The organism is Achromobacter sp. GQ309, from assembly GCF_059759315.1.
This window is the reverse complement of record NZ_JCAXDP010000002.1, coordinates 695,454-714,926: the sequence shown is the minus strand read 5'-3', so window position 1 is coordinate 714,926 and position 19,473 is coordinate 695,454. Positions and strand designations below refer to the sequence as shown.

Annotated in this window: 17 protein-coding genes; 9 read left to right on the top strand and 8 right to left on the bottom strand. The window is 66.1% G+C overall.

Translation table 11 applies throughout. The annotated features are described in order from the left end of the window. Positions 1-2: 2 nt before the first annotated feature. From AC6CIE_RS08615 to AC6CIE_RS08575, 9 genes are all read left to right on the top strand, one after another. Positions 3-1,139 carry a flagellar basal body P-ring protein FlgI gene (locus AC6CIE_RS08615; RefSeq protein WP_279975072.1) on the top strand — a complete coding sequence of 379 codons (1,137 nt, stop codon included), beginning with the start codon at positions 3-5 and terminating at the stop codon, positions 1,137-1,139. A 5-nt stretch (positions 1,140-1,144) separates the two neighbouring features. Next, entirely contained in the window at positions 1,145-2,122 is a 978-nt protein-coding gene (gene flgJ / locus AC6CIE_RS08610) for a flagellar assembly peptidoglycan hydrolase FlgJ (RefSeq protein ID WP_191578098.1), read from the top strand. Between the two features lie 73 nt (positions 2,123-2,195). After that, entirely contained in the window at positions 2,196-3,869 is a 1,674-nt protein-coding gene (gene flgK / locus AC6CIE_RS08605) for a flagellar hook-associated protein FlgK (protein WP_175126209.1), read from the top strand. A 46-nt stretch (positions 3,870-3,915) separates the two neighbouring features. Then, positions 3,916-5,175: a flagellar hook-associated protein FlgL gene (gene flgL, locus AC6CIE_RS08600; RefSeq protein ID WP_498091988.1), complete on the top strand. Its 1,260-nt coding sequence runs from the start codon at positions 3,916-3,918 to the stop codon at positions 5,173-5,175. A 141-nt stretch (positions 5,176-5,316) separates the two neighbouring features. After that, positions 5,317-7,173 (top strand): methyl-accepting chemotaxis protein, encoded by a 1,857-nt coding sequence (locus AC6CIE_RS08595; protein WP_498091987.1) that lies wholly within the window; start codon positions 5,317-5,319, stop codon positions 7,171-7,173. A gap of 102 nt (positions 7,174-7,275) precedes the next feature. Further along, a complete protein-coding gene (locus AC6CIE_RS08590) occupies positions 7,276-9,147 on the top strand; it encodes a methyl-accepting chemotaxis protein (RefSeq protein WP_498091985.1) in 1,872 nt (623 codons plus the stop codon). Between the two features lie 29 nt (positions 9,148-9,176). After that, on the top strand, positions 9,177-9,644 hold the full coding sequence (locus AC6CIE_RS08585) for a hypothetical protein (protein WP_175139214.1): 468 nt from the start codon (positions 9,177-9,179) through the stop codon (positions 9,642-9,644). Between the two features lie 137 nt (positions 9,645-9,781). Then, positions 9,782-11,506: a methyl-accepting chemotaxis protein gene (locus tag AC6CIE_RS08580; protein ID WP_175126268.1), complete on the top strand. Its 1,725-nt coding sequence runs from the start codon at positions 9,782-9,784 to the stop codon at positions 11,504-11,506. A 243-nt stretch (positions 11,507-11,749) separates the two neighbouring features. Further along, positions 11,750-13,345: a methyl-accepting chemotaxis protein gene (locus AC6CIE_RS08575; RefSeq protein WP_175139148.1), complete on the top strand. Its 1,596-nt coding sequence runs from the start codon at positions 11,750-11,752 to the stop codon at positions 13,343-13,345. Between the two features lie 75 nt (positions 13,346-13,420). On the opposite strand, the gene fliR is transcribed toward AC6CIE_RS08575, so the two are convergent. The 8 genes from fliR to AC6CIE_RS08535 form a co-directional block, all read right to left on the bottom strand. Further along, positions 13,421-14,209: a flagellar biosynthetic protein FliR gene (gene fliR, locus AC6CIE_RS08570; protein ID WP_175126266.1), complete on the bottom strand. Its 789-nt coding sequence runs from the start codon at positions 14,207-14,209 to the stop codon at positions 13,421-13,423. A 34-nt stretch (positions 14,210-14,243) separates the two neighbouring features. After that, entirely contained in the window at positions 14,244-14,513 is a 270-nt protein-coding gene (gene fliQ / locus AC6CIE_RS08565) for a flagellar biosynthesis protein FliQ (protein ID WP_008163193.1), read from the bottom strand. 18 nt (positions 14,514-14,531) lie between these two features. Beyond that, entirely contained in the window at positions 14,532-15,323 is a 792-nt protein-coding gene (fliP, locus tag AC6CIE_RS08560; protein WP_370633024.1) for a flagellar type III secretion system pore protein FliP, read from the bottom strand. A 34-nt stretch (positions 15,324-15,357) separates the two neighbouring features. Beyond that, on the bottom strand, positions 15,358-15,681 hold the full coding sequence (gene fliO / locus AC6CIE_RS08555) for a flagellar biosynthetic protein FliO (protein WP_056570231.1): 324 nt from the start codon (positions 15,679-15,681) through the stop codon (positions 15,358-15,360). Between the two features lie 11 nt (positions 15,682-15,692). Further along, entirely contained in the window at positions 15,693-16,250 is a 558-nt protein-coding gene (gene fliN, locus AC6CIE_RS08550; RefSeq protein WP_286936275.1) for a flagellar motor switch protein FliN, read from the bottom strand. After that, positions 16,243-17,250: a flagellar motor switch protein FliM gene (gene fliM / locus AC6CIE_RS08545; protein WP_175126262.1), complete on the bottom strand. Its 1,008-nt coding sequence runs from the start codon at positions 17,248-17,250 to the stop codon at positions 16,243-16,245. The genes fliN and fliM overlap by 8 nt, the downstream gene beginning before the upstream one ends. Before the next feature lie 2 nt (positions 17,251-17,252). Next, positions 17,253-17,897: a flagellar basal body-associated protein FliL gene (gene fliL, locus AC6CIE_RS08540; protein WP_175126261.1), complete on the bottom strand. Its 645-nt coding sequence runs from the start codon at positions 17,895-17,897 to the stop codon at positions 17,253-17,255. Positions 17,898-18,066: 169 nt separating this feature from the next. Next, a complete protein-coding gene (locus AC6CIE_RS08535) occupies positions 18,067-19,452 on the bottom strand; it encodes a flagellar hook-length control protein FliK (protein ID WP_498091983.1) in 1,386 nt (461 codons plus the stop codon). Positions 19,453-19,473 lie beyond the last annotated feature (21 nt).

Here is a 19,473-nt window from a genome sequence, read left to right as displayed (position 1 = left end):
TCATGAAACAACAGACTCCGATATCCACCTTGCTGTCCCTGATGGCGCGGGTGTGCGTGGCCGTCGGGCTGGCCGCGGGCGCCGGTGCGGCGCACGCCGAACGGCTCAAGGATCTGGCCAGCATCCAGGGCGTCCGGGGCAACCAGCTCATCGGCTACGGCCTGGTCGTGGGCCTGGACGGCAGCGGCGACCAGGTGCGCCAGACGCCATTCACGCAGCAGAGCCTGACCAATATGCTGTCGCAGCTGGGCATCACGGTGCCCGCCGGCAGCAACATGCAATTGAAGAACGTGGCCGCCGTCATGGTCACGACGACCTTGCCGGCATTCGCGCGGCCCGGCCAGACGCTGGACGTGGTGGTCTCGTCCATGGGTAACGCCAAGAGCCTGCGCGGCGGCACGCTGCTGATGACGCCGCTCAAGGGCGCGGACAGCCAGGTCTACGCCATTGCCCAGGGCAACATCCTGGTCGGCGGCGCCGGCGCGTCTGCGGGCGGTTCCAGTGTGCAGATCAACCAGTTGAACGGCGGCCGCATCAGCGCGGGCGCCATCGTCGAGCGCGGCGTGCCGACCACGTTTGCCCGCGACGGCTACGTGCATGTCGAACTGAACAATACCGACTTCGGCACGGCGCAGAACGTGGCGACGGCCCTGAACCGCCAGTTCGGACAGGGCACGGCCACGGCGCTGGACGGCCGCGTCATCCAGGTGCGCACGCCCATGGAACAGGGCTCGCAGGCCCGCTTCCTGTCGCAGATGGAAGACCTGCAGGTCACGCGCGCGCCGACGGTCGCCAAGGTCATCATCAACGCCCGCACCGGCTCGGTCGTCATGAACCGAACGGTCATGATCGAAGAGGCCGCCGTGGCGCACGGCAACCTGTCGGTCATCATCAACCGCCAGAACGAGGTCGTTCAGCCGGACACGCCGTTCACGCAGGGCCAGACGGTGGTGGTGCCCAATACCCAGATCGAAGTGCGGCAGGACAACGGCTCGCTGCAGCGCGTGAGCACCAGCGCCAACCTGGCCGACGTGGTCAAGGGCCTGAACGCCCTGGGCGCCACGCCGCAGGACCTGCTGGCCATCCTGCAGGCGATGAAGACCGCGGGCGCCTTGCGCGCCGAACTTGAGATCATCTGACGGCCATGGCTTACACCAACGACGCGGCACGCGGCAGCGCCCGGCAGGATTCGGTCTTCGACATGGGCCGCCTGTCGGACCTGAAGCGTGACGTCAAGAAGGACCCGGCCGGCACCGAGCAGCAGAAGCAGGTCGCCAAGCAGTTCGAAGCGCTGTTCCTGCAGATGATGGTCAAGCGCATGCGCGAGGCCACGCCCAAAGAAGGGCTGTTCGATTCCCAGCAGACGCAGATGCTGCAGTCCATGGCGGACGAGCAACTGGCCCTGCACCTGGCCTCGCCCGGCATCGGCCTGTCGCAGGCGATCCTGGCGCAGATGCAGCAGGGCAAACCCGGCGAGATCCCGGACGAAGCGATCAAACGCATCGGGCAGGGCGGCGATCTGGACTTCCAGACCGGCGGCTCGCGTGAAGTGTCGGCGCTGCTGAACGTCATGCGCAACAACCGGCCGGCCGACCGCGCGCTGGCTGCGGCGGAAGGCGCGCCCGAGCACGTGGTCGACTTCGTGTCCAAGATGTCGCGCGCCGCCAACCTGGCGTCGCAGCAAAGCGGCGTGCCGGCCCGTCTGATCATGGGCCAGGCGGCGCTGGAATCCGGCTGGGGCAAGCGCGAAATCAAGCATGAGGACGGCAGCACCAGCTTCAACCTGTTCGGCATCAAGGCAGGTTCGAGCTGGAAGGGCAAGGTCGTCAACGTGCTGACCACCGAATACGAAGACGGCGTCGCCCGCAAGGTGACGCAGCCGTTCCGGGCCTACGCGTCGTACGAGGAATCGTTCGCCGACTACGCCCGCCTGATCGGCAACAGCCCGCGGTACGAGAGCGTGACGACGGCCCGCAACGAGATCGAGGCGGCCCGCCGGATCCAGGACGCGGGCTACGCGACCGACCCGCGCTATGCCCAGAAGCTCATCGGCATCATGGGGCAGCTGCGGGGCGCGGCATCCAACGTGGAAAATTCACGGCGGATGTTGGAAGGACTCTAAATTTGGGTGATCTCCTGCCGTAAACGGGGTATCCAGAGATAACAGCTGCGGTTACATACGGGGCATTGTCAGCATGAATTTGTACAAAACGGCACTGGGCGGGTTGAACGCGGCGCAAGCCGGCCTGGCAACCACCGGCCACAACATCAACAATGCCACCACGGTCGGCTACAACCGCCAACGCGTCATGACCTCGACGGCGGGCGCGCAAGCGACCTCCAACGGCTACATCGGCCGTGGCGTCCAGGTTGACACCGTCGTGCGCAGCTACGACAGCTTCCTGTACAAGCAGCTCGTCGGCGCAAACGGCAGCGGCGCCCAGCTCCAGGCGCAGCTCGACCAGGTTTCGCAGATCAACAACCTGTTCTCCGACCGCACGGTTGGCATCGCCCCGGGCCTGACCAACTTCTTCACCAGCATGAACACGGTGGCCAGCAAGCCGGCGGACCCCGCAGCGCGCGCCGACCTGCTCGGCCAGGCCAACAGCCTGACGACGCAGATCCGCTCCGCCTACTCGGAAATGCAGAAGCAGCGTGAAGGCCTGAACACCCAGATCAGCACCACGGTCGACCAGGTCAACAGCTACCTGACCCGCATCGACGACCTGAACCAGCAGATTTCCCTGGCGGCCGGCAAGGCCGGCGGCAGCCCTCCCAACGATCTGCTCGACCAGCGCGACCAGGCCGTCATGGAACTGAACCAGCTCATCGGCATCACGACCTACGAGCAGGGCGACAAGATCAGCATCTCGCTCACGAAGGGCGGCCAGTCGCTGCTGTCGGGCAACACGCTTTACCCGCTGCAGGCCGTTCCGTCGGCCTCGGACGCGGGCCGCACGGTCATTGCCTATACGCTGCCCGCGGGCACCGGCAAGACCATCGCGGTCGAGATGCAAGACAGCGAAGTCACCGGCGGCAAGCTGGGCGGCCTGCTGCAGTTCCGCGCCTCGTCGCTGGACGTCATGCAGAACCAGCTGGGCCAGATGGCCGTCGGTCTGGCGCTGTCGTTCAACGAGCAGCACAAAGAGGGTCTGGACCAGGGCGGCAATCCGGGCACGGACTTCTTCAGTATCGGTTCGCCGCAAGGTGTGCCCAATTCGGCAAACAAGAGCAACGCGCAGATCTCGGGTGAATTCACCGACCTGGCAAACGTCAATGCCAAGGACTACGAGATCTCGTTCGACGGCACCAACTACCAGGTCGTGCGCATGCCGGAAGGCTCGCAGGTCTACAACGGTCCGGCTACCGGCACCCCGCCCACCGCAACGCTGAACCTCGAAAGCGAGATGGGCGTGACGCTGACCATCAATGCGCCGCCCCAGGCCGGCGACAAGTGGTCGCTGTCGCCGACGCGTAACGCGGCCCGCGACATCAACGTTCTGATCACCGATCCGGACAAGGTTGCCGCGGCGGATCTGGAGGGCGGCGATGCCAACGGCAAGAACGCGCTGAAGCTGGCGCAGCTGCAGACCAGCAAGGTGCTGGGCCACGGCACGATGAGCATCAACGACATGTTCGCGCAGGTCGTGAACACGGTCGGCGTGCAGACGCAGCAGATCAAGACGGCCGCCACGGCGCAGGTCAACCTGATCAAGCAGACGACCGCTGCCCAGCAGGCGGTGTCGGGCGTGAACCTGAACGAAGAATACGTAAGCCTGTCGCTGTACCAGGAGCAATACCAGGCCAGCGCCCGCATCATCGATGTGGCGAGCACCATTTTTGACACGCTGTTGGGCCTGCGCGGCTGATCAGAACGTTGATTGTGAATACTAGAAAGCATTACGGAGCTGCACCATGCGTCTGAGCACCACGATGATGTACACGAACGGACTGAGCGGCGTTCTCGCTCAGGAATCCGACATGAATCGCCTGGTCGAACAGGTTGGCAGCGGCCGCAAGTTCCTGACCCCCGCGGACGATCCGCTGTCGGCTTCCCTGTCGATCGGCGTCGCGCAGACGCAGAGCATGAACACGACGTATGGCCTGAACCGCAACACGGCAAAGACCAACCTCGGCCAGGAAGCCAACGTTCTGGATTCGATCACCACCGCGCTGCAGGACGTGCGCACGCGCGTCGTCCAGGCCGGCAACGGCACGTTCGCCGACAGCGATCGCCAGGCCCTGTCGACCGCGTTGAAGAGCGCTCGCGATGCGCTGCTGGGTCTTGCCAACAGCACCGACGGCAACGGCCAGTATCTGTTCTCCGGTTACGAAGGCAGCGTGGTGCCTTACGCGCAGGACGCCACGGGCAAGGTCGTTTTCAGCGGCGCCACCGGTGAGCGCACCGTGCAGGTCGACCAATCGCGCCAGTTGTCGACCAGCGATCTGGGCAGCGACGTTTTCAATCGCGCCAACCCGGGTTCGACCGCCTATGTCAGCACGGCAAATGACAACAACACGGGCACCGCGCAGTTCGGCACCGTCTCGGTCACGCCGGGCAGCGCCAACATCGGCAAGAGCTTCAGCCTGCAGTTCGAGGCCGATCCCGCCACGGGCAACATGGGTTATCGCGTCATCACGACCGACCCCAACGCCAATCCGCCCGTGCCGCCGGTGACCACGCCCGCGCCGCCGGCCGGCCCCACCGAATACAAGGAAGGCGCCAGCATCGACTTCGGCGGCGTTGCTGTGGTCGTCAAGGGCACGCCGGAGAACGGCGACGTGATCGACGTCGAAAGCATTCAGTCGGCCGATGTGGATCTGTTCAACACGCTGGATAGCCTCATCAAGGTGCTGGATTCGCCCATCGCGGGCGACGAGAAGGCGCTGGCCCGTCTGAACAACGAACTGGCGACGGCGAACAAGAAGCTTGCGTCCAACTACGACAACATCCTGACCGTGGGTGCGTCGGTGGGCGCCCGCCTGAACGAGCTGGAGGCGCTGGACGCCACCGGCACGCAAAAGGGCCTGTCGTATTCGAAGTCGCTGTCGGATCTGGAAGACCTGGACTACTACGCCGGCGCCAGCCAGCTCGCGCTGCGCCAGGTGGCATTGCAGGCGGCCTCGGCCGCGTTCATGACCATCCAGGGTTCCAGCCTGTTCAGCCGCAAGTGATGCGGTAGTTATCTGCGCGGCGCCGTTTGCGCGCGCCGCGGGTGGCGCACTTTTCGGACGCTGCCGGCCCGGGGCCGGGGCGTCCGTAGTGCGTGTAGGGTAGGTTGTGTCGTTTTTCGTTGCTTAACGCTCGGATATTTCATGCTTGGTAATTTAAAAGTTCGCACCTGCATCATCCTGGTGCTGTTGCTCTTCACGGGCGCCATGTTCATTTCGAACGGTGTGGCGTGGATGGGGTTGAATTCCGGCAGCGACAAGCTGGCGCAGGTCAACGAGGCCTATGCCAACCAGGCGACGCAACTGCAGCGTGCCTACAGCACCTTCCTGCGCGGCCGTCTGTTGCTGGCCAATTCGCTGATGGACATGCAGCAGGGCAAGACCGAACAATCGACGTCGCAAGCCAAGCGTGCCGATGCGCTCATGGCCGATGGTCAAAGGCTGTTCGACTCGTTCCGCAAGGCGCCGCGCATGGCAGGCTCGGAAGACCTCGTCGCCAAGCTGGAAGCCGCCTACAAGCAGTTCGACGACGTCTACCGCCGCCAGGCCGCCGCGCTGGCGAACCTGGCCATCCAGGACTACCTGGATCTGAACGACGCCGGCGGCGCTGCCAACACCGCGTTCCGCGAGGCCGTCAACAACGTGCTGCAGTTCACGGACACGCGCACGGACGAGCTCATCGCGCAGGCGGAAGCCGACCACAACATTTCGCGCATGGTGACCATTGTGATGCTGGCCATCGCTCTGGTGCTGGCGCTGGGCTGCTGGATCTTCATCAACCGCACCGTGCTGCGTCCGTTGCACGAAGCCGGCGACCACTTCGAGAAGATTTCCGCTGGCGATTTCACCGGCCGTATCGAAGTGCGCAGCACCAACGAAATCGGTCACCTGTTTGGCGCCATCAAGCGCATGCAGGAAAGCCTGACCCGCACGGTGGCCACGGTGCGCCGCGGCGTCGAAGAAATCAACGTTGGCGCGCGTGAAATTTCCGCGGGCAACACAGACCTGTCCAGCCGCACGGAGCAGCAGGCTGCTTCGCTGGAAGAGACCGCCGCCTCGATGGAAGAGCTGGCCTCGACCGTGAAACAGAACGCGGACAACGCCCGCCAGGCCAATCAGTTGGCGGCGAGCGCGTCTGACGTGGCTGAACGCGGCGGTTCGGCCGTGTCGGAAGTGGTCAACACGATGCAGGAGATCTCCGCCAGTTCGCGCAAGATCTCGGAGATCGTGTCTGTCATCGACGGCATTGCGTTCCAGACCAACATCCTGGCGCTGAACGCTGCGGTGGAAGCCGCACGTGCTGGCGAACAGGGCAAGGGCTTTGCCGTGGTGGCGGGCGAAGTGCGCTCGCTGGCGCAGCGCAGCGCTCAGGCGGCCAAGGAAATCAAGGGCCTGATCGAGGACTCGGTGTCCAAGGTCGGCGCGGGTTCGCAGCAGGTCGAACGCGCCGGTTCCACGATGCAGGAGATCGTGTCGTCGGTGAAGCGCGTGACGGACATCATGGGCGAGATCTCGGCGGCGTCCGAAGAGCAGTCCAGCGGTATTGATCAGGTCAACCGCGCCGTGTCGCAGATGGACGAGGTGACGCAGCAGAACGCGGCGCTGGTGGAAGAGGCCGCGGCCGCCGCCGGCTCGCTGCAGGAACAGGCGCAGCGCCTGGCCGAAGCGGTTGCCGTGTTCAAGATCAACGCTGGCGAAGTCATCGAAGTGCCCGCGCGCCAACTGGCGCAGGAACGCAGTGCGCCGCGGATGCCCGCGCCCAAGCCCGCGCAGGAAGCCGCCGCGCCGGCTGCTCAGCCCGAGCCCGCCGCCAAGGCCGCGCCCGCGCCCGCACCCCGTCTGACCCAGGTTGCCCGGCCCAAGCCGGCGGGCGCGACCGCCGCGCGCCCGCTGCGCCGGCCGGCCACGCGCACTGCGGATGCCGCGGACGTTGCCGCGGCGGCGCCCAAGCCCGCCTCGCGCCGTCCGCCGCCCGCGGATGACGATTGGGAGTCCTTCTGACGGACCCGTTCCGCCAGTGCATTGAACAGGCAGTAGAGAAAATCCCTTTTACGTGCTGACGGCCAGGAGAGCGCCGCCAGCACGATTACCGGAACTACGTAAATGTTTAGCAATCTGAAGGTGCGCACCGGCTTGATGCTGGCCCAATTGGCAGTCGCCTTGGCCGCGCTCGTTGCCATTGTCCTGGGTTGGAACAGCATGCAGTCCAATGCCCGGGCGATCAACACCTTGGATTCCCTGAGCGTCCAGCAGAGCAATCTGATCAAGGACTCGTACACGCAGATGCTGCGCGCCACTGTGCGCGCCGACATCGCCGCTGCCCAGCGCGCCGCAGGCGACGCGAGCGGCGCCGCCGAAAACTCCCGCATCGTCCAGCAGCTGATCGCGGACGCCAAGAAGAAGATGGAGACCTTCAAGGCGATTCCGAAGACGACCGAGATCGGCCGGAAGTCCGAAGGCGACCTGCTGTCCGCTTTCACTGGCTTTGCCGACTCCCTGGAAGGCATGATGGCCGCCCTGGACAAGGGCGACGCCGCGACCTACCTGTCGCTCAAGAATACGAAGGCGGGCGCCGCCAGCGGCCTGTTCTTCAAGCAGCTCACGGACTTTGCCGCCAACATCAACAATTTCAGCGAAGAGATGGTGAAGTCGTCGCGCGCACAGGCCTCGACGATGACCTTTGTCTACATCGGTCTGGCGGTGCTGATCCTGGTGGTGTCGCTGGGCGCGTTCCTGTTCATGAATCGCGTCGTGCTGCGTCCGCTGCGCGTTGTGGGCGAAAGCTTCGACAAGATCGCCGCAGGCGACCTGACCGTACGCGTGGACGTCAACTCCACCAACGAAATCGGCGCCCTGATGGCGGCCGTCAAGCGCATGCAGGAAAGCCTGGCGCGCACCGTGTCCGCGGTGCGCCGCGGCGTGGATGAAATCAACGTCGGTTCGCGTGAAATCTCGGCGGGCAACACGGACCTGTCCAGCCGCACCGAAGAGCAGGCCGCCTCGCTGGAAGAGACCGCCGCGTCGATGGAGCAACTGGCCTCGACCGTGAAGCAGAACGCGGACAACGCGCGCCAGGCCAATCAGCTGGCGGCCAGCGCGTCCGACGTGGCCGAGCGCGGTGGTTCGGCGGTGTCGGAAGTGGTCAACACCATGGAAGGCATTTCGGCCAGCTCGCGCAAGATCTCGGAAATCGTGTCGGTCATCGACGGCATCGCATTCCAGACCAACATCCTGGCGCTGAACGCCGCGGTGGAAGCCGCGCGTGCGGGCGAGCAGGGCAAGGGCTTTGCGGTGGTGGCCGGCGAAGTGCGCTCGCTGGCGCAGCGCAGCGCCCAGGCAGCCAAGGAGATCAAGGGCCTGATTGAGGACTCGGTGTCCAAGGTCGGCGCCGGTTCGCAGCAGGTCGAACGCGCCGGCGCGACGATGCAGGAGATCGTCGCTTCCGTGAAACGCGTGACGGACATCATGGGCGAGATCTCGGCGGCCTCCGACGAGCAGTCCAGCGGCATCGACCAGGTCAACCGCGCCGTCGCGCAGATGGACGAAGTGACGCAGCAGAACGCGGCGCTGGTCGAAGAGGCCGCCGCCGCGGCAGGCTCGCTGCAGGATCAGGCGCAGCGCCTGGCCGAAGCGGTGGCCGTATTCAAGATCAATGCAGGCGAAGTCATCGAAGTGCCGGCACGCCAGTTGGCGCAGCAGCATCGGCCGGCTGCCCGCGTGGCCGCACCGGCGCCCGAGCCCGAGGTGGCGCCCCAAGCCGCCGCGCCGGCCGCCAAGCCCGCCGCCGCCGTGCGCCTGACACACACCGCCCGCGCCAAGCCGGAACCGGCCGCCGGCGCCACGGCAACGCGCCCGCCGCGCAAGCCCGCCGCGACGCGTCCGGCGCCCGCGGCAAAGGACGTTTCGAAGCCCGCGCCAGCACCGGCTGCAAGCCGGCGGCAGGCGCCTTCGGACGACGATTGGGAATCTTTCTGACGCCGGCGCCGCCGGCATATAGGCAGGGTATGCGAGGTTATCTACATCTTCTGGCAGCGGCCGCGATTGCGGCCCTTGTCGCTGGCTGTGCGGCAACGGGTCACAACTTCGACCCGAGCAAGCTGTCGACCCTGACGCCCGGGCAGACGACCATGGAAGAGGCCGCGCGTGCGCTGACCGCCCCGCCTGCCCAACAATTCAAACAGAGCGACGGCACCGTGCTGGCGCTCTGGTTCCACAAAATCACCTTTGTCACCGACGGCCTGTACAGCCGTAAGGAAGCGCTGCTGCAGTTCGGCCCCGATGGCCGGCTGATGCGGCTCGTCGACAGCACCAATATTCTGCTGGAACCTTGGGAACGCCAGAAGTTGCTGGGGCCTGCCCCCGCGCCTGCCTTGACGCAGGACTGGGCACAACCTGCGATGGAACCCGAGGTGCAAACGATCTACATTCCGGGCCCGGGTGAACCGGCCGGTCTGGCGCCGCAGGGCAAATAGCCCTGCAGTTCGGCAGAAGACATCGGGCGTCACATGCCCGGTGTTCGTCGCCCTGAGTGCATCCCCTGTGTAACAGGGCATGTCCACAGGGTGGTTTTTCATTTGGTCAGAGCAGTTCCTGAGGGATGGGGAAATAAATGGAAGCGAGTCTCGAATCCGGTGGTAAAGCCGGCAAGGCCGGCAAGAAAAAAGCCGCGCGCGCACCCAAGGTCAAGCGCAAACTGAGGCTGCGCGATGCGCGCGTTGGCACGATGCTGCTGTGGGTGATGGCGTTTTTCGCGTTGCTGATCGCGGCGGTGGGCGGCCTGGCCGCGTACTTCCTGCAGAGCAACTATGAATCGATCCGCGAGGTCAACGCGCTGACGGCGCGGGCCAAGCAGGTCGAAATCATCAACAGCGACATGCTGCGCGCCCGCGTGAGCCTGATGGTGGCCGCGCGCCACCTGCAGGAATCCGGCTGGGGCAGCGGCGAGAACTCCGCGCGTGACGCGGCCGCTTCGCTCAAGGGCGCGACGGACCTGTTGACGGGTGTGCGCAGCCGCTTCGCCGATTTCCAGAAGAACATGCTCGAGGACGACACTGGCCGCCAGTTGTCGATGAACCTTGTGCGCCGCTATCGCTCGTACATCGACGACGGCGTGGACACGATGGTCGAAGCCCTGCGCAGCGAAGACTATTCGACGTTCTACATGGTGAACAACGAATACGGCACGCCTCGCAGTGCGGCCTTCATCGAGGCGATCGGCCAGTTCGACAAGTACATCGCCGACCAGCAGCGTGAAACGATCGAACAGGCCGAGGCCAATTTCAACCTGGCCATGATCGCCGTCGGCATCGCGGTTGCGCTGGCGCTGCTGCTGATGGTGCTTGCCCGCATCCTGTTCGGCCGCCTGGTGGTGCGCCCCTTGGTCGAAGCCGGTCAGCACTTTGACAAGATTGCCGCGGGCGACCTGACGGGCCGCGTGGAAGTGCGTTCGCACAACGAAATCGGCCAACTGTTCGCCGCTCTCAAGCGCATGCAGGAAAGCCTGACGCGCACCGTGTCGACGGTGCGCCGTGGCGTGGACGAGATCACCGTCGGTTCGCGTGAAATCTCGGCCGGCAACACGGACCTGTCCAGCCGCACGGAAGAGCAGGCCGCCTCGCTGGAAGAGACCGCTGCCTCGATGGAAGAGCTGGCGTCGACCGTGAAGCAGAACGCGGACAACGCCCGCCAGGCCAACCAGTTGGCGGCCAGCGCGTCGGACGTGGCCGAGCGCGGTGGTTCGGCGGTGTCGGAAGTGGTCAACACCATGGAAGGCATTTCGGCCAGCTCGCGCAAGATCTCGGAAATCGTGTCGGTCATTGACGGCATCGCGTTCCAGACCAACATCCTGGCGCTGAACGCCGCGGTGGAAGCCGCGCGAGCGGGCGAGCAGGGGAAGGGCTTTGCGGTGGTGGCGGGCGAAGTGCGCTCGCTGGCGCAGCGCAGCGCCCAGGCCGCCAAGGAGATCAAGGGCCTGATCGAGGACTCGGTGTCCAAGGTCGGCGCGGGTTCGCAGCAGGTGCAACGCGCCGGCGCGACGATGCAGGAGATCGTTGCCTCGGTGAAGCGCGTGACCGACATCATGGGCGAGATCTCGGCGGCGTCCGAAGAGCAGTCCAGCGGTATCGACCAGGTCAACCGCGCGGTGTCGCAGATGGACGAAGTGACGCAGCAGAACGCGGCGCTGGTGGAAGAGGCTGCGGCCGCCGCCGGCTCGCTGCAGGAACAGGCGCAGCGCCTGGCCGAAGCGGTTGCTGTGTTCAAGATCAATGCCGGCGAAGTGATTGAAGTGCCGGCGCACCAGCTGGGCGGGTATGCCGCGCCGTCGCTGAACTGATCGTCGTTATCCCGGGCCGCGCCCGATCCTGCAGATGCGGGATCGGGCGCGGCTTTTTTGCAGGCCAGCGATCCGCGGATGCGCTTGTTCCATATCGGACGGTTATGCGTGCGTTGATGGAAATCATAAGCACGTTAAGTTTTCCGCTTTATGACCGTAAATAATGTCAACGCCTGAATTTTCAGGACGAAAACAGAGTAATCAACGGTGGCCGGGGGATCGGACGCCAGCTGGAGACAAACCATGCGTGTCAATCTACCCGTCACCAATGTGGAAACCAAGCTGCGCGAGGACCAGTACCTGATCTCGCGCACGGACACCAAGGGCCGCATCGTCTACGCCAATCCGGCCTTTGTCGAGGTCAGCGGCTTCACCCGCGAAGAGCTCATCGGCAAGGCGCACAACATCGTGCGCCATCCCGACATGCCGCCGGAGGCCTACGCGGATCTCTGGGAGACCCTGGAGGCCGGGGAATCCTGGCTCGGCGTGGTCAAGAACCGCCGCAAGGATGGCGGCTACTACTGGGTGCTGGCCAATGCCACGCCCATTGTCGAGAACGGCGAAGTCGTGGCCTATTCGTCCGTGCGCGTGCAGCCGTCGGAAGAACAGATCGAGATGGCCGAAGCGCTGTACGCGCGCATGCGCGAGGGCACGGCCAAGGGCGTGCGCATCCTGCACGGCCGGCCCGTGCGCGCCGGCTGGCGCAGCGGCCTGGACCTGCTGGCGTTCCCGTTTCGGCCTGGCGTGCGCAGCCGCATGCTGCGCCACGCCACGCTGTCGTCGGCCATCGTCGGCGCCGCGGGCGCGTATGGCCTGCATGCCAATTGGCCCAGCCTGAGCCCGTTGGGCGCGGCGCTGGGTTGTGGCGCGATCGGGCTGGGCATCGTCGCCATCTACGCGATGGGCTGGAGCCTGTCGCGTTCGCTGCTGGACCCGATGCGAGACGCGGCGAACATGGCACGTCAGGTGGCTGCGGGCAACCTGACCACGCAGATCGTGCCGGAATCGGATGACGAGGTGGGCAGCCTGAAGTTTTCGCTGGAGGTCATGCGCAAGAGCCTGATCGGCATTGCCCAAGACGTCTATCGCGGCATCGAGGGCACGACGCACGCCGCGGTGGACATCGCCCGGGGCAACCAGGAACTGGCCGGCCGCACGGAAGGGCAGGCGGCGTCGCTGCAGCAGACGGCCGCCAGCATGCAGCAACTGACGTCCACGGTGCGCCAGAACGCCGACAATGCGCGGCAGGCCAACGATCTGGCCGCCAGCAGCATGGACGTGGCGCGGCGCGGCGGCGTGGCCGTCGGGCAGGTGGTCAACACCATGCACGGCATCTCGGACAGCTCGCGCAAGATCGCCGATATCGTCACCATCATCGAAGGCATCGCCTTCCAGACCAACATCCTGGCGCTGAACGCCGCGGTGGAAGCCGCCCGGGCCGGCGAGTCCGGCAAGGGCTTCGCGGTGGTGGCGGGCGAAGTGCGCAGCCTGGCGCAAAAGAGCGCCCAGGCCGCCAAGGAAGTGAAGACGCTGATCGAGGACTCGGTGGACCGCGTGACCGAAGGCTCGGCGCAGGCGGAGCAGGCCGGGGCGACCATGCAGGAGATCGTGGATGCCGTTCACCGCGTCACGGCCATCATCGGCGAGATCTCGCGCGCCTCGCAGGAACAGTCAACCGGCATCGAACAGGTGGATACCGCGGTCTCGCAAATGGACGTGATGACCGTGCAGAACACGGCACTCGTGCAGGAACTGGGCGGCGCGGTGACGCAGCTGGGCAATCAGTCGGGCGCGCTGCGTGAGACCATCCGCGTCTTCCGCGTGGTGGGACAGCACTGATCGAGTTGCGGGCGGCGGGCGGCGGGGCCGGGGCCCGCGGTCACGCCCGATTGCAGGCCTGCTGGCGGCGGGCGGTTACCGCCCAGCCAGCGCATCCACCACACGGCTCATCGCCGTCAGCCCCGATTCGAACAACGACTCCAGGAACGGCCCGGCGTGGGGCAGCACGATCGCCAGGATCGTCACGCCGACGATGAGCGTGACGGGAAAGCCCACCGCGAACACGGAAAGCTGCTGGGCGGCACGGTTCAGGATGCCCATGGCCAGGTTGATGGTGAGCAGGGCGCAAATCAGCGGCAGCGCCAGCAGCAGGCCCGACACGAAGATCGTCTTGCCCCATTCCACGACTGCGCCCCAGCCGTTCTGGTGCAGTTGGATCATGGCGATGGGCAGCGTGTCGAATGACCGCACCAGCGCCGCCAGCACCAGCAGATGCCCATCCAGCGCCAGGAAGGTCAGCATCGCGACGATGTTGAAAATGCGCGACAGCACGGCGGTGTTGGCGCCCGAGCTGGGATCGAAGAACGAGGCGAACGACAGGCCCATCTGCAGGCCCACGAATTCACCGGCCGTCTGCACCGCTGCGAATACGATGCGCATGGTGAACCCCATGGCGATGCCGATCAGCACCTGCTGCATCACCATCCAGAGGCCGGCGTAGGAACCAGGGGCGACGGGTGGCATGGGATCCAGGGCCGGGCTGATCGCCACGGCCAGGACGAACGACAGTCCCACCTTGACCTTGACGGGGATAAGCGATTCGGAGAAGAGCGGCGCGGTGCCCACGAGCGCGAGAATACGCACGAACGGCCAGAGGAACTGGCCGACCCAGCCGTTCAGCTGCTCGAGCGTAAAAGAGAACATGGCGTCGCAACCCGTGTCCGGCGGCCGGCGCCGCTCAGGACACCAGCATGGGGATCTGGCCGATAAGCTGCCGGATGTAGTCGACCATGACGCCGATCAGCCAGGGGCCCAGCAGCACCAGCACGCCGCACATGGCCAGCAGCTTCGGAATGAACGACAACGTCATTTCGTTGATCTGCGTGGCGGCCTGGAAGATGCTGATGACCAGACCCACGACCAGCGTGACGAGCAGAAGGGGACCGGCCATCGCCAGGACGATCTTCATCGCCTGGTAGGTCATGGTCATGACGGTTTCAGCGGTCATGGCGATCTCCTTGCGGCGTTACTGGTAGAAGCTCTGGGCCAGCGAGCCCATGAGCAGGTTCCAGCCGTCGGCCAGCACGAACAGCATCAGCTTGAAGGGCAGCGCCACGGTGACGGGCGGCACCATCATCATGCCCAATGCCATCAGGACGCTGGCAACCACCAGGTCGATGATGAGGAAGGGAATGAAGATCGTGAAGCCGATCTGGAAGGCGGTCTTCAGTTCGCTCGTGATGAAGGCCGGCACCAGGATGCGCATCGGCACCTGCGAGGGGTCTTCCAGCGCGGGCTGCTTGGCCAGGTTGGCAAAGAGCGCCAGGTCGTTCTCGCGTGTCTGGTGCAGCATGAAGGTGCGCAGCGGATTCGCGGCGCGTTCGACCGCGGCCTCGAACTGGATCGTGCCTTCGGACAAGGGCTTGTAGGCGTCGGTGTAGATCTTGTCGAACACCGGCGACATCGTATAGAAGGTCAGGAACAGCGCCAGGCCGATCAGCACGTGGTTGGGCGGCGACATGGCCGTGCCCATCGCGCTGCGCAACAGGCCCAGCACGATGATGATGCGTGTGAAGCCCGTCATCATCAGCAGCGCCGCCGGCAGGAACGACAGCGACGTCATCAGCAGCATGGTCTGCATGCTGAGCGAGTAGGTCTGCGAGCCATTCGCGCCCGGCGTGGCCGTCAGCGCGGGCAGCGTGGCCTGCGCCACCACGCCGGCCGGGAAAAAGGCCAGGCCCAGCACCGCGGCGGCGGCCAGCATGGGCAGCGCGCGCTGGGCGGCGCGGGCGGTAGTCGTGCGGGTAGGCAAACTCATGGGTATCGCTTGATTCGCGCCGGGGCGTTGAGCCCTAGCGGCGCTTGAGTGCCTGGCCCAGCTTGGCCGCGAAGGCGGCCGTGGGCAGAGGCGAACCCTCCGGCAACTGGCCGGCGGGCAGGGTATGCAGGGTGGTGAGCTGGTTCGGGCCAACGCCCACCACCAGCCAGGTGTCTTCGATCTCGACGACGACGACGCTTTGGCGCGGACCGACCGGCATGCTGGCAACCTGGCGCAGCACGTTGCCGCCGCCGCGCTGGACCAGTCCGGCGCGCTTGGCAAGCCACGCCGCGGCCAGGATGGCGGCCACCACCAGCACAAGGCCGATGATGACGCGCAGCAGGGCAGGTTCGGTCATGGCGCCAGGGGTCAACGACGGTTGTTCAAGCGGTTGATCCGCTCGGACGGGGTGATGATGTCGGTCAGGCGGATGCCGTACTTTTCTTCGACGACCACGACTTCGCCCTGGGCGATCAGGTAGCCGTTGACGAAGATGTCCATCGGTTCGCCGGCCAGGCCGTCCAGTTCCACCACCGAGCCCTGGCCCAGCTGGAGCAGGTTCTTGATGGTCAGGCGGGTGCGGCCAAGCTCAACCGTCAGCTGGACGGGAACGTCCATGATCAGGTCGATGTCGGTGCCTTGGCCGGACGTGGCGCCGGCCAGCGGCTTGAACACGGATGCGGCGGCCGAGGCCGTGGCGGCCGGCGCCGCGGCGGGAGCCGGGGCCGGGGCAGGAGCGGCGGCGGGCGCCGCGGCAGAGGGCGCAGCGGGCGCGGCAGCCTGTTCGGCCATCGCGGCAGCCCAGTCGTCCTGCGGCTTCAGACCGTCGGCTTGCGTGGGCGGGTTGGCGCGGGATTGTTCGGCGAGCGCGTCGGCCCAGTCGTCGGCCGGGGACGAGCCAGTGCCGGGCTCGTTCTTGTCAGTCATGGTCAGAGGCCTCGTTGGGTTCTGTATCGTGGGTAAACAGGTTTTGTACGCGCAAGGCGTATTGGCCGTTGAAAACGCCGTAGCCGCATTCCATCAGCGGCACGCCGTCGACGTGGGCGATGACGGTTTCAGGCACGTCCACCGGAAGGACGTCGCCGACCTTCAGGCTCATCAGTTCGCGGATCGACGACGGGATGCGGGCAAATTCCGCGACCACGTCGATGTCCGCGCTGCGCACCTGGCGGGAAAGCTGCTGCGACCAGCGCTGATCCACTTCCTCGAGCGTCGTTTCCTGCAGCGGGCGCGTCAGCAGATCGCGCACCGGCTCGATCATGGAGTAGGGCAGGCAGATGTTCAGGTCGCCGCCGGTTGCGCCGAATTCGATGTGGAACGAGGAGACCACCACCACTTCGTTGTTGCCGGTGATGCTGGCGAACTTGGTGTGCATCTCCGAGCGGACGTATTCGAACTCGATCGGGTAGACGGGATCCCAGGACTTGCCGTAGCTTTCCAGGGTCAGGTTGAGCAGGCGCCGGATGATGCGCTGTTCGGTGGTGGTGAAGTCCCGGCCTTCGACGCGCGTGTGGTAGCGGCCATCGCCGCCGAACAGGCTGTCGATGACCAGGAACACCAGGTTCGGGTCGTACGTAAAAAGCGCCGTGCCGCGCAGCGGCTTCATCTGAATCATGTTCAGATTGCTGGGAACCGGCAGGTTGCGTTCGAAGTCCGCGTACTTCTGGATCTTGATCGAGCCGACGGTGATGTCGGCGCTGCGGCGCATGAAGTTCAGCAGCACGTTGCGCATGTTGCGCGCAAACCGCTCGTTGATGAGCTCCAGCGTCTGCATGCGGCGGCGCACGACACGCTCTGGCGAGCTCAGGTCGTAGGCACGCGCACCGCCGTTCTGGCCGTCGGATTCCTTTTTACTATCGCTCTCGCCGGTGACGCCGGCTAGCAGCGCATCGACTTCGTCCTGCGAAAGAAATGCCTCGTAGGCCATGCTTATTGCACCACGAACGCCGTGAACAGCACGTCGGTCACGTACTGGCCGTCAGGCAGGGGCGAGAAGGGGCGGTTCACCGCCTGCTTGATGGCCGTGATCATGTCGGTCTTGCCTTGCTGCGTCTGCACCGCGGTGGGCGATTGCGACGACAGCACCATCAGGATGCGGCTGCGCACTTCGGGCATGTACTTTTCCAGGCGCGTGCGGGTCTGTTCGTCGCTCACGCGCAGGGTCAGGCCGACGTGCATGATGCGTTCCGTGTCCGCGTTCTGCAGCGTGACGGTGAAGGCTTCGATCGGCACGAAGATCGGCGCGGGCACGGCGATCGGGGTGGCAGACGGCGCGACGAAGGTCGTCGGCGTGGCCTGCGGGCCTTGGCCGGGCTGGCCTTGCACGCCGCCGGCCTGACCGGGCTGACCCGGCTGGCCGGGTTGGCCGCCAGGCACCTGGCCCACGCCAAGCTGCACCGGAGCGCCGCCTTGCGGTTGCTGCAGACGCTGCGTGATGAACCAGGTCGCGCCGGCGCTGGCCGCGGCAACCAGCAGCAGCACCAGGATCGCCAGCAGCGGCCGAAGGATGCGGCCAATGCCGCCGGAGGACTTCGCGTCGCGCGCCGGCGCGGGAATGGGTTTGATTGTCGCCATCTGGAGTTCGATGCGTGTTTGCCGCTGGTGAAAACGGATTCTTAGTGGATGAAAGCATTCTGCCCGAATTCACGCCGCCGCTTGGAGGCGAAAAACAGGGCGAAAGCCGCGTATCTCAAGCTATTGCTGCACTGCCCGCATCCGTTGCCGGACACGGGCCGCCGGATCATTACGCGAACGTGTCGACCAATGCGTTGGCGTTGCGCGACGCCGTCACGGCGGGTTGCGCGGCATCTGGCCCGCTGTCCGCCACGGCGACGCCGCCGCCTTGCTGACGCTGCGAGCCGTTGCCGTTCTGTTGCGCGAATTCCTGCTGCGCGGCTTGTTCACCCACGCTGGTTTGGCCCAGCGAGATGCCGGCCTGGGCGAGCGCCTGCTGTAACTGCGGAATGGCGACTTCGATCGCCTGGCGTACCGACGCATGCGCCGACACGAACGAGGCGCTGGCCACGCCGTCCGCCAGGTTCAGGCTGACGCGCAGCGGACCGAGGTCCGGCGGATCCAGCCGCAGTTCGGCGGTCTGCATGCCCTGGCGCACGTTGTTGCTCATCATGACCATCTGCTGGCCAAGTTCGGTGCCCCAGTGGGTGGCGCCGACCGGCGTGGCCACTTGCATGACGACGGGAACGATGGGCTGCGCGATGGCGGCCTGGTTGACGACCGGCAGCGCCTGGCGTTGCGTGGCGGCGGCCAGCGCGTGGGCCAGCGCTTCCTGCGGATTGGCGCCATGCTGCGGCGCCTGGAATTGCGGGGCCGAGCCGGCCAGCAGGTCGGGCTGCTCTTCGTCGGCAACGTGGGCGGGCAGCGCCGGAGCGGCTTCCTTCTGGTCGGCGGGCATGTCGCGCGCGACGCGCGGCAGCGGCAGGTCCAGGGCGGCCTTCGGGGCGTCGGCCTTGACCGTTGCCTTGGCGTCGACGGGCGCCTGGGCAACCGGCGCGGAGCCCGGCTTGACGGCGGCAGTGACGACCGGCAGCGCGGCTTCGGCTTCGCGGGCGATCTGCGCGGCGGCGGCCTGCGCCTGACCGGCGGTCGCGGCTGCCGGTGTCTGCTGAGCGGCCTGCGGCACCAGCGTGTCGGCGGCGTTCAGCGCGGCCGTCAGCATGGCGGCGCCCTGATTCATGGCGCTGGCGGCGGCAGCGGCATTGCCGCGCGCGAGCTGCACCTGCTCGGCGGCCTGGGCCGCAATCTCCAATGCCTGTTGCGGCAGGTCAGAGGCGGCCACCGGCTGTTGTGCGGCGACGGCGAGCGCGCCGGCTTCGGCCTGGGCGGCGGTCTGCACCGCATCATTGATGGCGCCGGCGGCTGCGCCTTCGGCCGTGCTGGCCGGATCGCTGGCTTTGCCGTCCTTGGACGGCGTCTTGCTGTTGCCGTTCGCGGGCCGTGCGTCGGCGGACTGGTTGGGCTGCTGCTGCGCTGGACGCTTTTGCGCCAGCACGTCCGAAAACGAGGGGCCTTTATCTTTCTTGTCCGCGGCAGCCGGTTTGGCGCCGAGCGCGTCGTTGGGCGACGCCGGGGCGGCCGGTGCGAGCAAGGTCAAGGGCAGGGGAGCGGTCATCTGGGGCTTCCTGTGAGGAAC

What these genes read in the sequence shown, in the direction of transcription:
- fliL (WP_175126261.1), bottom strand. Translation starts at nt 17,897, where the DNA reads ATGGCGACAATCAAACCCATTCCCGCGCCGGCGCGCGACGCGAAGTCC.
- AC6CIE_RS08615 (WP_279975072.1), top strand. Translation starts at nt 3, where the DNA reads ATGAAACAACAGACTCCGATATCCACCTTGCTGTCCCTGATGGCGCGG.
- fliP (WP_370633024.1), bottom strand. Translation starts at nt 15,323, where the DNA reads ATGAGTTTGCCTACCCGCACGACTACCGCCCGCGCCGCCCAGCGCGCG.
- AC6CIE_RS08575 (WP_175139148.1), top strand. Translation starts at nt 11,750, where the DNA reads ATGCGTGTCAATCTACCCGTCACCAATGTGGAAACCAAGCTGCGCGAG.
- flgJ (WP_191578098.1), top strand. Translation starts at nt 1,145, where the DNA reads ATGGCTTACACCAACGACGCGGCACGCGGCAGCGCCCGGCAGGATTCG.
- fliO (WP_056570231.1), bottom strand. Translation starts at nt 15,681, where the DNA reads ATGACCGAACCTGCCCTGCTGCGCGTCATCATCGGCCTTGTGCTGGTG.
- AC6CIE_RS08580 (WP_175126268.1), top strand. Translation starts at nt 9,782, where the DNA reads ATGGAAGCGAGTCTCGAATCCGGTGGTAAAGCCGGCAAGGCCGGCAAG.
- fliN (WP_286936275.1), bottom strand. Translation starts at nt 16,250, where the DNA reads ATGACTGACAAGAACGAGCCCGGCACTGGCTCGTCCCCGGCCGACGAC.
- fliQ (WP_008163193.1), bottom strand. Translation starts at nt 14,513, where the DNA reads ATGACCGCTGAAACCGTCATGACCATGACCTACCAGGCGATGAAGATC.
- flgL (WP_498091988.1), top strand. Translation starts at nt 3,916, where the DNA reads ATGCGTCTGAGCACCACGATGATGTACACGAACGGACTGAGCGGCGTT.
- flgK (WP_175126209.1), top strand. Translation starts at nt 2,196, where the DNA reads ATGAATTTGTACAAAACGGCACTGGGCGGGTTGAACGCGGCGCAAGCC.
- fliR (WP_175126266.1), bottom strand. Translation starts at nt 14,209, where the DNA reads ATGTTCTCTTTTACGCTCGAGCAGCTGAACGGCTGGGTCGGCCAGTTC.
- AC6CIE_RS08535 (WP_498091983.1), bottom strand. Translation starts at nt 19,452, where the DNA reads ATGACCGCTCCCCTGCCCTTGACCTTGCTCGCACCGGCCGCCCCGGCG.
- fliM (WP_175126262.1), bottom strand. Translation starts at nt 17,250, where the DNA reads ATGGCCTACGAGGCATTTCTTTCGCAGGACGAAGTCGATGCGCTGCTA.
- AC6CIE_RS08595 (WP_498091987.1), top strand. Translation starts at nt 5,317, where the DNA reads ATGCTTGGTAATTTAAAAGTTCGCACCTGCATCATCCTGGTGCTGTTG.
- AC6CIE_RS08585 (WP_175139214.1), top strand. Translation starts at nt 9,177, where the DNA reads ATGCGAGGTTATCTACATCTTCTGGCAGCGGCCGCGATTGCGGCCCTT.
- AC6CIE_RS08590 (WP_498091985.1), top strand. Translation starts at nt 7,276, where the DNA reads ATGTTTAGCAATCTGAAGGTGCGCACCGGCTTGATGCTGGCCCAATTG.